This window comes from Pseudomonas sp. 3JA, from assembly GCF_036961705.1.
In the GTDB taxonomy this organism is placed as follows: domain Bacteria; phylum Pseudomonadota; class Gammaproteobacteria; order Pseudomonadales; family Pseudomonadaceae; genus Aquipseudomonas; species Aquipseudomonas fluorescens_Q.
In genome coordinates, this window is sequence record NZ_JBAMDJ010000041.1 from 18,804 (window position 1) to 32,764 (window position 13,961).

A 13,961-nucleotide genomic window follows, 5' to 3' on the forward strand; every position below is an offset into this window, starting at 1 on the left:
TCAAGTTTGTTTCAGCCTTTGTAGGCGGCAACCGACTTGGTGATCGCTTCGCGGGCGGCGTCTGCACCGGCCCAGCCTTCGATCTTGACCCACTTGCCTTTTTCGAGGTCTTTGTAGTTCGCGAAGAAGTGCTCGATCTGCTGGATCAGCAGCGGTGGCAGGTCGGTGTATTCCTTCACGTCGACGTACAGTTGCGACAGTTTGTCGTGTGGCACTGCGATGACTTTGGCATCGCCGCCGCCGTCGTCGGTCATGTTCAGGATGCCGACTGGACGGGCGCGGATGACCGAACCTGGGGCAACCGGGTAAGGGGTCACGACCAGCACGTCGAGGGGGTCGCCGTCGTCGGCCAGGGTGTTGGGGATGTAACCGTAGTTGGCCGGGTAGAACATGGGGGTGGCCATGAAACGGTCAACGAACAGGCAGTCGCTGTCTTTGTCGATTTCGTATTTGATCGGGGCGTGGTTGGCCGGGATTTCGATCGCGACGTAGATGTCGTTCGGCAGGTCTTTGCCAGCCGGAATCTTGCTGTAGCTCATTGGGCGGTGCCCCCGTTAGTTGACCAAATGACTGGTCGGATTGACCAAAAAGTGGCGGCGATTATAGGCATATTCAGCCGCTGATGCCACGTTACCAGGGTCGTAGAGACCTTAGTATGACGCCTGATAGACCGGATCTTCGGCCTGAAGTTGCCGCAGCCGGGCCAAAGGATCCTGGCGGTAGAAGGCCTTTAGCTGTTCATAGACCTTTGGATAGGCCTGGTGCAGCAGGTCCGGGGCGCTGAAGAAGTATTCGCTGGTGACGGCGAAGAACTCCGCCGGGTTTTCCGCGGCGTAGGGGTCGATGAGGGTTTGTGTGTCGGGGTTGTGGTCGAGTTGGCGGTCGAGGTCGTCGAAGGCCTGTTGCATGGCTTCGGCCCAGTCGCTGACGCGCATGCCGGGGTGCAGCGGTGGCAGGCCGTTGGCGTCGCCGTTGAGCATGTCGAGTTTGTGCGCCAGTTCGTGGATCACCAGGTTGTAGCCGTCCCAGCCGCCGCTGGCCATCACGCCGTCCCAGGCCAGGATGATCGGGCCTTGGGGCCAGGCTTCGCCGCTGTGTTCGCCGTCCCATTCGTGCTCGATGCCGCTGGCGTCGCGGTAGCGCTGGGGGCTGAGGAAGTCGTCGGGGTAGAGGACGATTTCGTGGAAGCCCTGGTACCAGTTCAGCTCGCCGAGGTGCATCAGCGGCAATTGGGCCTGGGCGGCGAGCAGCAGGCGTTGTTCCTGGTGCAGTTCGACGCCGGGCAGGGCGGTGAGGTGTTTATCGTGCAGGAACAGTACGCAGGCCTCGCGCAGCCATTGGTCCTCGGCGGCGCTGATGCCGTCGAGGAAGCTCAATTGTTGGCGCACCCGTTGCCAGGTTTCCTCGGGGACGGGGTGTTTGGCGAGGGTGCGTTGGCGGCGCCAGTTGCTCAGGGACCACATGGGCGATCAGGCTTTCGAAGCGCGTTGGCTCAGTTTGCTGCGCACCAGGCTGATGATCATCGGCAGCAGTGACACCAGGATGATGCCCACCACCAGCAGCGACAGGTTCTGCTTGATGAAGGGCACGTTGCCGAAGAAGTAGCCGAGGGTCACCAGGCCGCCGACCCAGAGGACGGTGCCGAGGACGCTGAAGCCGAAGAAACGCAGGTAATTCATCTTGCCGACGCCGGCGACGAAGGGGGCGAAGGTGCGGATGATCGGCAGGAAGCGCGCCAGGGTCACGGTTTTGCCGCCGTGTTTGTCGTAGAAGTCGTGGGTTTGCTGCAGGTAGTCGCGGCGGAAGATTTTCGAGTTGGGGTTGCTGAACAGTTTTTCGCCAGCGGTGCGGCCGATGAGGTAGTTGGTGCTGTCGCCGAGGATGGCCGCGAGCATCAGCAGGCCGCCCAGCAGCAGCGGGTCCATGGCGCCACCGGCGGCGACGGCGCCGGCGATGAACAGCAGGGAATCGCCGGGCAGGAAGGGTGTGACCACCAGGCCGGTTTCACAGAAGATCACCAGGAACAGGATGGCGTAGACCCAGGTTCCGTAGTTGGTCACCAGCATGTCGAGATAGACGTCGAGGTGCAGGATGAGGTCGAGGGGATTGAAATCCATGCATAACACCTGTGGTGGTGGCCTGGCTCGGCAGGCTTTGGGTCGGGCTTGGAGTGGCTACAGAGTGTGTAGCTTTTTCTTACAAGCCGGGAAGAGCGGCATTATACGGGGTGAAGGGCGGGGAGCGGGGTGAGTTTGTAGCTGGGGATTTCGACGGTGTGCGATTGAGTGAGGGCTCTTGTGGCGAGGGAGCTTGCTCCCGCTGGGGCGCGAAGCGGCCCTGAATCAGCCGGCTCGGACAATCTGATGCACCGCGTGCTTAGGTTTTGGGGCTGCTTCGCAGCCCAGCGGGAGCAAGCTCCCTCGCCACAGGGTTGGGGGGTGTGTCAGGGGGATTGGTGTGTGCTGGTTTTGTGGTGAGGGGATTTATCCCCGTTGGGGCGCGGAGCGGTCCTGAGGCAGGCGACTCGGTTAATCTGATGCTCCGCGTGCTCAGGTTTTGGGGCTGCTTCGCAGCCCAGCGGGGATAAATCCCCTCGCCACAGAGAGTTTGGTGGTGTGTCAGGGGGATGGGTGTGCGCTGGTTTTGTGGTGTGAGGATTTATCCCCGTTGGGGCGCGGAGCGGTCCTGAGGCAGGCGACTCGGTCAGTCTGATGCACCGCGTGCTTAGGTTTTGGGGCTGCTGCGCAGCCCAGCGGGAGCAAGCTCCCTCGCCACAGGGGGGGCTTGCTGCACGCTGAGGGTCAGATGCTTTCGCTGATCGGCAATACGTAGTTCTTGAACTCGGTGTCTTCCTTGAAGCCGATCGATTCGTAGGTTTTCTGCGCCACTTCGTTGTTGCTGCTGGTGGAGACGCGCATGCGCACGGCGTTGGTTTCCTTGGCCATTTTTTTCGCGGTGCGGATCAGGTTGTCGGCCACCAGTTGGCGGCGGGCGTCTTCGGCGACGTAGATGTCGTTGAGGATCCACACGCGCTTGAGCGACAGCGACGAGAAGCTCGGGTAGAGCTGGCAAAAGCCCAGCAGCTTGTTGTCGTCGTCATCGGGCAAGGCCAGGTAGATCACCGATTCCTTGCGGCGCAGGCGCTTTTCAAGGAAGGCTCGGGACGAGTCCGGGTAGGGCAGTGAGCCGTAGAATTCCCGGTATTTGACGAACAATGGGGTCAGCAGGTCCAGGTGTTCCAGGGTCGCTTGGATAATCCGCATGGTAGGTCTCGTCTGCAGAGGTCGACAGATATTCAGACAACAACTTCGCGCTGCCGTGCTTTTGATGCTGCCTGAAAGCGGATCAAAAACGCAATCGGATAAACGGATCAGTTTCGGGGCGGCATGAGTAGGAAGTTACCTTTCATATCGGCAGTATTTTCCGACTCTAGAGTGTGAACCTGGGCTTCGTCCTTCAGATTGACCCCCGAGAGCTGGCGGCGGCAGGCTTCGCGCATCAGGTAGATCAGGCGGTGGGCCGCCATGCCGTAGCTCAGGCCTTCGAGGCGGACATTGGAGATGCAGTTGCGATAGGCATCGGTCAGGCCGACCTTGGGGGCGTAGGTGAAATACAGCCCCAGGCTGTCGGGGGAACTGAGGCCGGGGCGTTCGCCGATGAGGATCACCGACATTTTCGCGCCGAGCCGCTGTGCCACTTCATCGGCCACGGCGACGCGGCCTTGTTCCACCAAAATCACGGGCGATACCGACCAACCGTCAGCGACGATCTGTTCTTCCAGGCGCGCCAGAAACGGCAAGGTATGCCGATGCACCGCCAGCGCCGACAGGCCGTCGGCCACCACGATTGCCAAGTCCACACCGCCGGGATGGGCCTTGGCGTAGTCATCCAGAACTTGCGCAGAAACGTCGTCGAGCCGTCGGCCCAGGTCCGGACGCTGTAGATAGCTGTGTCGGTCGGCCGCCGCGCTGTGGAGCAACAGGCTCTCACGGCCGCGCTCGCTCAGTTGCGCGCGAATGCCCTGATGATCGAACGCCAGGTGCACGGCATCGCGGGCCTGGGCGTGGGCGTATTGGAAGTCCAATTGCGCCTGGGTCGGCAGGCTGGTGCCGGTGCGGCCCAGGGCTATGCGTGCCGGGGTGAGGTTGCGCAGGTTCAGCCAAGGGTTTTGTGGGTCGACAGGTTTTTTATCCATGGGCAGCTCACTTATCCCAGATGTGCCAAGGCGTGACGGAACGCCGGTGGCAGGTTGTCGCCGAACCGCACCCGGCCATCGGCCTGGGTGAAGATGCCCATGTTTGCCAGCCAAGTTTCGAATTCCGGCGCAGGCTTCAGGCCCAGGGTCTGGCGGGCGTAGAGGGCGTCGTGGAACGAGGTGGTCTGGTAGTTGAGCATGATGTCGTCGGAGCCAGGGATGCCCATGATGAAGTTGATCCCGGCCACGCCGAGCAGGGTCAGCAGGGTGTCCATGTCGTCCTGGTCGGCTTCGGCGTGGTTGGTGTAGCAGATGTCGCAGCCCATCGGCACGCCCAGCAGCTTGCCGCAGAAGTGGTCTTCGAGGCCGGCGCGGATGATCTGTTTGCCGTTGTACAGGTATTCCGGGCCGATGAATCCTACAACCGTGTTCACCAAAAACGGCTTGAAATACCGTGCCACGGCGTAGGCTCGCGTCTCGCAGGTCTGTTGATCGACGCCGTGGTGGGCGTTGGCCGACAGCGCGCTGCCCTGGCCGGTTTCGAAATACATCAGATTGTTGCCGAGGGTGCCGCGATTCAGGCTGAGCCCGGCGTCGTAGCCTTCTTTCAACACGTTGAGGTTGATGCCGAAACTGGCGTTGGCCGCTTCGGTGCCGGCGATGGACTGGAACACCAGATCCAGGGGCACGCCACGGTTGGCCGCTTCAATGGAGGTGGTGACGTGGGTCAGCACGCAGCCTTGGGTGGGGATGTCGTAGCGCTGGATGATGGCGTCGAGCATTTCCAGCATGGCGCAGATCGAGGCGGTGCTGTCGGTGGCCGGGTTGATGCCGATCATGGCGTCGCCGTTGCCGTAGAGCAGGCCGTCGAGGATGCTCGCGGCGATCCCGGCGGGTTCATCGGTAGGGTGGTTGGGTTGCAGGCGCGTGGACAAGCGCCCGCGCAGGCCGAGGGTGCCGCGGAACTTGGTCACCACGCGGATTTTCTGCGCCACCAGTACCAGGTCCTGCACGCGCATGATTTTCGACACGGCGGCGACCATTTCCGGCGTCAGGCCCGGGGCCAGCGCTCGCAGGCTCTGTTCATCGGCGGCGTCGCTGAGCAGCCAATCGCGAAAGCCGCCAACCGTGAGGTGGCTGACGGTGGCGAAGGCTTGTTTATCGTGGGTGTCGACGATCAGCCGGGTGACTTCGTCGACCTCGTAAGGAATCAGCATTTCTTGCAGGAAATGGCTGAGGGGCAGGTCGGCCAGGGCCATTTGCGCGGCCACCCGCTCGCCATCGTTGAGCGCGGCGACCTCGGCCAGGAAATCCCCGGAACGCGCCGGGCTGGCCTTGGCCATCAGGTCCTTGAGGCTGTCGAAGCGATAGGTCTGGGCGCCGACGGAATGGGCGAATGCGGCCATGGGCGGTGTCCTCCTGATTCTCTAAAAAACTTTAATACACACCCCATAACCCTGTGGGCGCTTGCTCTCACAGGGGGTTGGTGTGCACTTTTAAATGGCAAGCACCGGACCCTCAGCCCGGCGCCGGTGCAACTTTCAGATACCTGTGAGCATAGCGTCCGCCGGTGCACCGGAGCGTTGCTTGGCGGTCAGTTGGAAATACAGGTAGCCGACAACCATGAACGCCAGGAACACCAGGCCAATCACCATGTTGAACCACGCCATCGCCACCAGGCACACCACCGCCAGGAACAGCGCAATGCCTGGCACGATCGGGTAGCCCGGGGCGCGGAAGGTGCGTTCCAGGTTCGGCTCGGTCTTACGCAGCCTGAACAGGCTGAGCATGCTGATGATGTACATCACGATGGCGCCGAACACCGACATGGTGATCATCGCCGCCGTCAGCGTCATGCCTTGCAGGTTGACCAGGCCATCGCTGTAGATCGCCGCGATGCCGATCACGCCGCCGGCCAGGATCGCCCGGTGCGGGGTCTGGAAACGCGACAGTTTCGCCAGGCCACGGGGCAGGTAGCCGGCCCGGGCCAGGGCGAAGAACTGCCGCGAATAGCCGAGGATGATTCCGTGGAAACTCGCCACCAGGCCGAACAGGCCGATCCACACCAGCATGTGCATCCACGTTGAATCGTTGCCGACCACGGCCTTCATGGCCTGAGGCAGCGGGTCGTTGATGTTCGACAGGGTGCGCCAGTCACCCACGCCGCCGGCCATGATCATCACGCCGATGGCCAGGAACACCAGGGTCAGGATGCCGCTGACGTAAGCGCGGGGGATCGTGCGTTTCGGGTCCTTGGCTTCTTCGGCGGCCATGGCCGCGCCTTCGATGGCGAGGAAGAACCAGATCGCGAAGGGGATCGCCGCGAAAATGCCCGGGATCGAGGCAAGGCTGAACTCATTGGAGCCGGCCCAGCCGTTGAGCACGAAATTACTGAAGCTGAAGCCCGGCGCGACCACACCCATGAACACCAGCAATTCGGCGACCGCCAGCACGGTGACCACCAGCTCGAAGGCGGCGGCGATGCTGACGCCGAGGATGTTCAGGGTCATGAAGATGATGTACGCGCCGACCGCCGCCAGCTTGGGGTCCAGTTCCGGGAATTGCACATTGAGGTAGGCGCCAATCGCCATGGCGATGGCCGGGGGCGCAAAGACGAACTCGATCAGGGTGGCGATGCCGGCGATCAACCCGCCTTTCTCGCCGAAGGCTCGTCGGCTGTAGGCAAACGGCCCGCCGGCGTGAGGAATGGCGGTAGTCAGTTCGGTGAAACTGAAGATGAAGCAGGTGTACATCAACGCCACCATGAGGGCGGTGACGAGAAACCCGAGGGTCCCGGCGGTGCCCCAGCCGTAGCTCCAGCCGAAGTACTCGCCGGAAATCACCAGGCCGACGGCGATGCCCCATAAATGCAGGGTGCCGAGTGTGGGTTTGAGTTGGGTGGTAGAAGTCATAAGTCCTCTCTGTCTTTTTTATTGTTTGATCTGTTGGACTTTCGGGTTTGCTGTGGAGCGGGCACGCAAGGCTCATGCCAGAGCGGTGGGGCATTGATTCTGTGTGTGAGAGCGCCCTCGCGAGCAAGGGGTTGTGCCAGTCGATCGTTCTCACGCTCTGCGTGGGAATGCAGCCCGGGACGCTCTGCGTCCCAAAAAGCCGAACGCGGAGCGTCCGTTGAGGCATTCCCACGCAGAGCGTGGGAACGATCCCCTCAACGATCTTTCCGCAGGGTTAGAAGAACCCCAGCGGATTGATGTCGTAGCTCACCAGCAGGTTTTTGGTCTGCTGATAGTGATCGAGCATCATCTTGTGGGTTTCACGCCCCACGCCGGACTTCTTGTAGCCACCGAACGCGGCGTGCGCCGGGTACAGGTGGTAGCAGTTGGTCCAGACGCGACCGGCCTTGATCGCCCGGCCCATGCGGTAGGCGCGGTTGATGTCGCGGGTCCACAGGCCAGCGCCGAGGCCGAACTCGGTGTCGTTGGCGATCGCCAGGGCTTCGGCTTCGTCCTTGAAGGTGGTGATGCTCACCACTGGGCCGAAGATTTCTTCCTGGAACACGCGCATCTTGTTGGTGCCCTTGAGCAGGGTTGGCTGGATGTAATACCCAGTCGCCAGGTTGCCCTCGAGTTTTTCCACTTTGCCGCCGGTCAGCAGTTCGGCGCCTTCGCCCTTGGCGATTTCCAGGTACGAAAGAATCTTGTCGAATTGCTGTTCGGACGCCTGGGCGCCGACCATGGTGTCGGTGTCCAGCGGGTCGCCGCGTTTGATCTGCAGGACTTTCTTCATCACCACTTGCATGAATTCGTCGTAGATCGATTCCTGCACCAGGGCGCGGGATGGGCAGGTGCAGACTTCGCCCTGGTTGAAGAATGCCAGCACCAGGCCTTCGGCGGCCTTCTCGATGAAGCTCGGCTCGGCCTGCATGATGTCTTCGAAGAAGATGTTCGGCGACTTGCCGCCCAGTTCCACGGTGGACGGGATGATGTTCTCGGCGGCGCACTTCATGATGTGCGAGCCCACCGGGGTGGAACCGGTGAAGGCGATCTTGGCGATGCGCTTGCTGGTGGCGAGGGCTTCACCGGCTTCTTTGCCGAAGCCTTGCACCACGTTCAGCACGCCGGGCGGCAGCAGGTCGCCGATCAGTTCCATGAGCACGCAGATGCCCAGCGGGGTTTGCTCGGCTGGCTTGAGCACCACGCAGTTACCGGCGGCCAGGGCCGGGGCGAGTTTCCAGGCGGCCATCAGCAGCGGGAAGTTCCACGGGATGATCTGCCCGACCACGCCCAATGGTTCATGGATGTGGTAGGCCACGGTGTTGCCGTCGATCTCGGCAGCGGCGCCTTCCTGGGCCCGCAGGCAACCGGCGAAGTAGCGGAAGTGGTCGGCGGCCAGGGGGATGTCGGCGTTGAGGGTTTCACGCACGGCCTTGCCGTTGTCCCAGGATTCGGTGATCGCCAGCACTTCGAGGTTCTGCTCGATGCGGTCGGCGATTTTCAGCAGGACCAGCGAACGCGCCTGGGCCGACGTGGCACCCCAGGCATCAGCGGCAGCGTGGGCGGCGTCCAGGGCTTTTTCGATGTCTTCGGCCGTGGAGCGCGGGAATTCGGCAATGGGCTGGCCATTGACCGGCGAAGTATTGGTGAAGTACTGACCTTTGACCGGCGCGACGAACTCGCCGCCGATGTAGTTACCGTATTTGCTCTTGAACGAAACGATAGCGCCTTCAGTACCGGGGTGAGCGTAACGCATGATGAGTTCTCCTTGGCTTTTGTGCTTATACGGGAGGCCGCGCAAAATTGAGCGCCGGTAATTAAGCCTAGAGCAAAGGTTGGGCCATTGCCTTGCAGGGCCCGTAAATCAAGACTTTAGGAGGAGTTGGTCGGACAAACGGATGGGGTGTGTGACGCTTGCGATACAGCGGGTGTGACAGTTTGTGCCAGATACGAGACAGTCTGTGACTGACAGGTCGCGCCAGCATTGCATTGCCGGTTGGGCTGGAGGATGCTGGGCTTCGATCCTGGAATCCCGGCAACTGTATTTTTGTGGCAGGACAGCTTTTGTGGCGAGGGAGCTTGCTCCCGCTGGGCTGCGCAGCAGACCCAAGCTTTTTTGTCGCTTCAACACCGATTGCGCCTTTCGTGGCAAGGCAGCCAACTCGGTCAGCCTGATACACCGCAAACTCAGGTTTTGGGGCTGCTGCGCAGCCCAGCGGGAGCAAGCTCCCTCGCCACGGGGTATGTGTTGTTAGGTCCAAAGGTCCTTCGGGGAGAATAATAAGAAATGCACAGCAACCACTTGAGTCGCCATGCCCAGCAAGTCCTCACGGTCACCCAGGGCAAGGCCCATTTGCAGGGCCCTGGCAGCGATCCGTCGATTGCCCGTTCCTGGCTGCGCTGCCTCGAGGATTATCACCTCGACCCGGCGCAGAACCTGGCGCCGACGGTGCTCGAACATGGCCGGGTGCTGGAAAGCCGCGAGCGCTTGCAGCAAGTGCTGCACATCGCCGGCAATGAAATGACCAGCCTGCATCAGCAACTCTCCGGCGCCGGCCACGCGGTGTTGCTGACCGACGCCCGGGGCGTGATCCTCAATTGCGTCACCGCCCCCAGCGAACGGAAGATTTTCGAACGGGCCGGCCTCTGGCTCGGCGCCGACTGGAGCGAAGCCTGCGAAGGCACCAACGGCATCGGCACCTGTTTGGTGGAGCGCCAGGCCCTGACCATCCACCAGGAAGAACATTTTCGTGGCCGCCACACCGGCCTGACCTGCTCGGCCAGCCCGGTCTTCGACCCCCAGGGCGAACTGCTGGCGGTGCTCGACGTGTCTTCGGCACGGCCGGACGTGTCGCGCCAGAGCCAGTTCCACACCATGGCCCTGGTCAATCTCTCGGCGAAGATGATCGAGAGCTGCTATTTCCTGCGTTGCTTCGACAATCAATGGCTGCTGCGCTTCCACCTGCAGGCCGAGTCCGTGGGGCTGTTCAGCGAAGGGCTGCTGGCATTCGACGGCGAAGGCCGGATCAGCGCCGTCAACCAGAGCGCCCTCAACCTGTTGGGGCATATTCGCGGCAGCTTGCTGGGCCAGCGGGTGGAGGATTTTTTCGACTGTTCATTGGACGAGTTGCTCGGTCGCGCCAGCCCCCAGGCCAGCGCCAGTTGGCCGTTGCGCACCCGTGACGGCCGGCATTTGTTCGCGGTACTGCGTGGGCAGCCGCGCAGTGTGCCGGTGGCGGTTGCGCCAGCGCTCAAGATTATGGAGCCCGCCCGCCTGCCGGGCATCTGCCTGGGGGATGCGGCGTTACAGGAACATTTTCGCAAGGCGCTGCGGGTGTTCGAGCGCGATGTGCCGCTGCTGATTCAGGGCGAAACCGGCTCCGGCAAGGAAGCGTTCGCCAAGGCTGTGCACCATGCCAGTCAGCGCGCCGGCAAGCACTTCGTCGCCCTTAACTGCGCGGCCATCCCGGAAAGCCTGATCGAGAGCGAGCTGTTCGGTTATCGCGGCGGCAGCTTCACCGGCGCGCGCAAGGAAGGCATGCGCGGCAAGCTGCAACAGGCCGATGGCGGCACGCTGTTCCTCGATGAAATCGGCGACATGCCCTTGGCCTTGCAGACCCGTTTGCTGCGGGTGCTGGAAGATCGCCAGGTGGTGCCCATCGGCGGCGAACCCGAGGCGGTGAACGTGCGCATCATCAGCGCCACTCACCGGCATCTGCTCGACCGGGTGCGGGACGGCAGTTTCCGCGAGGATCTGTACTACCGCCTTAATGGCCTGGAAATCCCGCTGCCGGCGTTGCGCGAGCGCAGTGACAAGTCGCAGTTGCTGGATTTTCTGCTGGCTGAAGAGAGTGGGGGCGAGACGGTGTCCATCGACGAACCGGCGCGCCAGGCCTTGCTGGGGTTCGACTGGCCGGGCAATGTGCGGCAACTGCGTAACGTGCTGCGTACCCTGGCCGCGCTGTGCGACGGCGGGCGGATCGGCCTGGAAGACTTGCCGGCGATGATCCGCCAGCGCCCGGCCACGGTGGTGGTCGAAGCGGTGGCCGAGCGGCCGCTGGACGATGCCGAGCGGTTGGCCTTGATCGACGCCCTGGAACGCCAGCGCTGGCACATGACCCACACCGCCGAACAACTGGGCATCAGCCGCAACACCCTCTACCGGAAGCTGCGCAAACACGCCATCGCCCGATAAAGCACTGACTGCTGACCGCTGTTGTGGCGAGGGAGCTTGCTCCCGCTGGGGCGCGCAGCGGCCCTGTTTTTGGGGGGGGACTGCTGCGTAGTCAGCGGGAGCAAGCTCCCTCGCCACAAAAGCCGGGTTGCACATTCAACTGTGGGCGAGCTTGCTCGCGATGACGGCGGCACATTCAACATCGCCGCAAGCTGACCCACCGCTATCGCGAGCAAGCTCCCACAGGTGATTTGCGGTGCTTCAGCGGCGTGAAGTCGAAACACAAGGTGCGATTTCCCCCTCCCTACGCTAACCTGCGGCCATGTTTATGAGGTCGACTATGCACATCCATATTCTCGGTATTTGCGGCACTTTCATGGGTTCGATGGCGGTCCTGGCCAAGGAGCTGGGCCATCACGTCACCGGGTCCGACGCCAACGTCTATCCGCCGATGAGCACGCAGCTGGAAGCCCAGGGCATCGAGCTGACCCAGGGCTATGACCCGGCGCAGCTGGATCCGGCGCCAGACCTGGTGGTCATCGGCAACGCCATGTCCCGGGGCAACCCGGCGGTGGAGTACGTGCTCAACAAGGGCCTGCCGTACGTGTCCGGGCCGCAGTGGCTGGCCGATCATGTGTTGCAGGGCCGTTGGGTCCTGGCCGTGGCCGGTACCCACGGCAAGACCACCACCAGCAGCATGCTCGCCTGGGTGCTGGAGCACGCGGGCATGAGCCCGGGCTTCTTGATCGGCGGCGTGCCGCAGAATTTCTCGGTGTCGGCGCGCCTGGGCGGCACGCCGTTCTTCGTGATCGAGGCCGATGAGTACGACAGCGCGTTTTTCGATAAACGCTCGAAATTCGTCCACTACCGTCCACGCACGGCGATCCTCAATAACCTTGAGTACGATCATGCAGACATCTTTCCCGATCTGCCGGCCATCGAGCGGCAGTTCCATCATTTGGTGCGCACCATCCCCAGCGAAGGCCTGGTGATTCACCCAACCACCGAACCGGCGTTGCAGCGGGTGATCGAGATGGGCTGCTGGACCCCGGTGCAAACCACCGGTGCGGGCGGCCAATGGCAGGTGAAGTTGCTCAAGGACGACGGTTCGCAGTTCGAGGTGATGTTCGAAGGCGTGTCCCAGGGCGTGGTCGAGTGGGACATGACCGGCCAGCACAACGTCGCCAACGCCCTGGCCACCTTGGCAGCGGCCCGGCATGTTGGCGTGGTGCCGTCCATGGGCATTGCTGCGTTGAGCGCGTTCAAGAGCGTGAAGCGGCGGATGGAGAAAGTCGCCGAGGTCAACGGCATCACTATTTATGACGACTTCGCCCACCACCCAACGGCCATCGCCACCACCCTCGACGGTTTGCGCAAGCGCGTCGGCGATGCACCACTGATTGCGATCATCGAGCCGCGTTCCAACTCCATGAAGCTCGGCGCGCACCGTGATGGCCTGCCGGAAAGCGTGGTCGATGCCGACCAGGTGATCTGGTACGCACCGGCCAACCTCGGCTGGGACCTCGGCGCCACCGCCGCGCTGTGTACGGTGCCGTCGATTGTCAGTGATTCCCTGGAAGGCATCATCGAGCGCGTGAAGAGCCAGGCCCAGCCCGGCACCCACGTGGTGATCATGAGCAATGGCGGCTTCGGCGGCCTGCACGGCAAACTGGCCGAGGCCCTGAAATGAACACTCACTTGGAGGGCAGTGGCCCGGAACGCATTACCCTGGCGATGACCGGTGCTTCCGGTGTCCAGTACGGCTTGCGCCTGCTCGATTGCCTGGTGCGGGAAGACCGCGAAGTGCACTTCCTCATCTCCAAGGCCGCGCAACTGGTGATGGCCACCGAGACCGACGTGACCCTGCCGTCCAAGACCCAGATGATGCAGGCTTTCCTCACCGAATACACCGGGGCGGCGGCGGGGCAGATTCGCGTGTACGGCAAGGAAGACTGGATGTCGCCGGTGGCCTCGGGCTCCGGGGCGCCGGCGGCCATGGTGGTGGTGCCGTGTTCCACCGGGACGCTGTCGGCGATTGCCAACGGCGCCTGCAACAACCTGATCGAACGGGCCGCGGACGTCACGCTCAAGGAGCGCCGCCAGTTGATCCTGGTGCCGCGGGAAGCGCCGTATTCGAGCATTCACCTGGAGAACATGCTCAAGCTGTCGAACATGGGCGTGACCATCCTGCCGGCGTCGCCGGGTTTCTATCACCTGCCGCAGACCATCGATGACCTGATCGATTTTGTGGTGGCGCGGATTCTCAACCTGCTGAACATCCCCCAGGACATGTTGCCGCGCTGGGGCGAGCATCATTTGAGCAGCGATGAATAAGCTGCTGATCGTGCTGCTGGCGCTGCAGCTGACCGGCTGCGCCACCGCCCGCACCCTCGACGCCGCCAAGCCTGGGGCGCCGGTGGTGTATGCGGGCACGCGCCTGGATCTGTACGCCCTCAACGGCGGCTGCTGTGCCAAGGACCGCTTTGGCGCCGAGGCGCCGAGTTACCCTGGCGTCGATCTGCCGGGCAGTGCGTTGCTCGATACCTTGTTGTTGCCGTTGTCGTTGTTCACGGCGATAGGGGTGGGGTTTCAGGCGACCGGTGGGTTGTAGCGCACGCGTGCTCTGTGATGAGCCGATTTA

Annotated in this window: 12 protein-coding genes; 4 read left to right on the plus strand and 8 right to left on the minus strand. The window is 62.7% G+C overall.

The window, feature by feature from the left end; translation table 11 throughout:
* Nucleotides 1-11: 11 nt before the first annotated feature.
* From ppa to exaC, 8 genes are all read right to left on the minus strand, one after another.
* Entirely contained in the window at nt 12-539 is a 528-nt protein-coding gene (gene ppa, locus V7773_RS24980) for an inorganic diphosphatase (protein ID WP_003205933.1), read from the minus strand.
* A gap of 111 nt (nt 540-650) precedes the next feature.
* Entirely contained in the window at nt 651-1,463 is an 813-nt protein-coding gene (locus V7773_RS24985) for a zinc-dependent peptidase (RefSeq protein ID WP_336075777.1), read from the minus strand.
* Between the two features lie 6 nt (nt 1,464-1,469).
* Nucleotides 1,470-2,117: a DedA family protein gene (locus tag V7773_RS24990; protein WP_063324210.1), complete on the minus strand. Its 648-nt coding sequence runs from the start codon at nt 2,115-2,117 to the stop codon at nt 1,470-1,472.
* Nucleotides 2,118-2,801: 684 nt separating this feature from the next.
* Nucleotides 2,802-3,263 (minus strand): GNAT family N-acetyltransferase, encoded by a 462-nt coding sequence (locus V7773_RS24995; protein WP_063324211.1) that lies wholly within the window; start codon nt 3,261-3,263, stop codon nt 2,802-2,804.
* Between the two features lie 107 nt (nt 3,264-3,370).
* Nucleotides 3,371-4,195, minus strand: a complete 825-nt coding sequence (gene eutC / locus V7773_RS25000; protein WP_336075780.1) for an ethanolamine ammonia-lyase subunit EutC — start codon at nt 4,193-4,195, stop codon at nt 3,371-3,373.
* Nucleotides 4,196-4,206: 11 nt separating this feature from the next.
* Nucleotides 4,207-5,601 (minus strand): ethanolamine ammonia-lyase subunit EutB, encoded by a 1,395-nt coding sequence (locus V7773_RS25005; protein WP_336075782.1) that lies wholly within the window; start codon nt 5,599-5,601, stop codon nt 4,207-4,209.
* Nucleotides 5,602-5,736: 135 nt separating this feature from the next.
* Nucleotides 5,737-7,107: an ethanolamine permease gene (gene eat, locus V7773_RS25010; protein WP_336075784.1), complete on the minus strand. Its 1,371-nt coding sequence runs from the start codon at nt 7,105-7,107 to the stop codon at nt 5,737-5,739.
* A 274-nt stretch (nt 7,108-7,381) separates the two neighbouring features.
* The gene (exaC, locus tag V7773_RS25015; protein WP_072345441.1) at nt 7,382-8,902 is read right to left on the minus strand and encodes an acetaldehyde dehydrogenase ExaC; all 1,521 of its coding nucleotides are present in this window, start codon (nt 8,900-8,902) and stop codon (nt 7,382-7,384) included.
* A gap of 531 nt (nt 8,903-9,433) precedes the next feature.
* Here exaC and V7773_RS25020 point away from each other — a divergent pair.
* The 4 genes from V7773_RS25020 to V7773_RS25035 all read left to right on the plus strand — a co-directional run bounded on the left by V7773_RS25020 (nt 9,434) and on the right by V7773_RS25035 (nt 13,931).
* Nucleotides 9,434-11,341: a sigma-54-dependent Fis family transcriptional regulator gene (locus tag V7773_RS25020; protein WP_336075785.1), complete on the plus strand. Its 1,908-nt coding sequence runs from the start codon at nt 9,434-9,436 to the stop codon at nt 11,339-11,341.
* 319 nt (nt 11,342-11,660) lie between these two features.
* Nucleotides 11,661-13,010: a UDP-N-acetylmuramate:L-alanyl-gamma-D-glutamyl-meso-diaminopimelate ligase gene (gene mpl / locus V7773_RS25025; protein ID WP_336075787.1), complete on the plus strand. Its 1,350-nt coding sequence runs from the start codon at nt 11,661-11,663 to the stop codon at nt 13,008-13,010.
* Complete coding sequence (ubiX, locus tag V7773_RS25030; protein WP_336075790.1) at nt 13,007-13,654, plus strand: flavin prenyltransferase UbiX; 648 nt, start codon at nt 13,007-13,009, stop codon at nt 13,652-13,654. The genes mpl and ubiX overlap by 4 nt, the downstream gene beginning before the upstream one ends.
* Entirely contained in the window at nt 13,647-13,931 is a 285-nt protein-coding gene (locus V7773_RS25035; RefSeq protein ID WP_123343947.1) for a YceK/YidQ family lipoprotein, read from the plus strand. The genes ubiX and V7773_RS25035 overlap by 8 nt, the downstream gene beginning before the upstream one ends.
* The last annotated feature ends 30 nt before the right edge of the window (nt 13,932-13,961 follow it).

Coding starts and splice junctions, on each gene's coding strand:
- ppa (WP_003205933.1), bottom strand. CDS start 539: ATGAGCTACAGCAAGATTCCGGCTGGCAAAGACCTGCCGAACGACATC.
- V7773_RS24985 (WP_336075777.1), bottom strand. CDS start 1,463: ATGTGGTCCCTGAGCAACTGGCGCCGCCAACGCACCCTCGCCAAACAC.
- V7773_RS24990 (WP_063324210.1), bottom strand. CDS start 2,117: ATGGATTTCAATCCCCTCGACCTCATCCTGCACCTCGACGTCTATCTC.
- V7773_RS24995 (WP_063324211.1), bottom strand. CDS start 3,263: ATGCGGATTATCCAAGCGACCCTGGAACACCTGGACCTGCTGACCCCA.
- eutC (WP_336075780.1), bottom strand. CDS start 4,195: ATGGATAAAAAACCTGTCGACCCACAAAACCCTTGGCTGAACCTGCGC.
- V7773_RS25005 (WP_336075782.1), bottom strand. CDS start 5,601: ATGGCCGCATTCGCCCATTCCGTCGGCGCCCAGACCTATCGCTTCGAC.
- eat (WP_336075784.1), bottom strand. CDS start 7,107: ATGACTTCTACCACCCAACTCAAACCCACACTCGGCACCCTGCATTTA.
- exaC (WP_072345441.1), bottom strand. CDS start 8,902: ATGCGTTACGCTCACCCCGGTACTGAAGGCGCTATCGTTTCGTTCAAG.
- V7773_RS25020 (WP_336075785.1), top strand. CDS start 9,434: ATGCACAGCAACCACTTGAGTCGCCATGCCCAGCAAGTCCTCACGGTC.
- mpl (WP_336075787.1), top strand. CDS start 11,661: ATGCACATCCATATTCTCGGTATTTGCGGCACTTTCATGGGTTCGATG.
- ubiX (WP_336075790.1), top strand. CDS start 13,007: ATGAACACTCACTTGGAGGGCAGTGGCCCGGAACGCATTACCCTGGCG.
- V7773_RS25035 (WP_123343947.1), top strand. CDS start 13,647: ATGAATAAGCTGCTGATCGTGCTGCTGGCGCTGCAGCTGACCGGCTGC.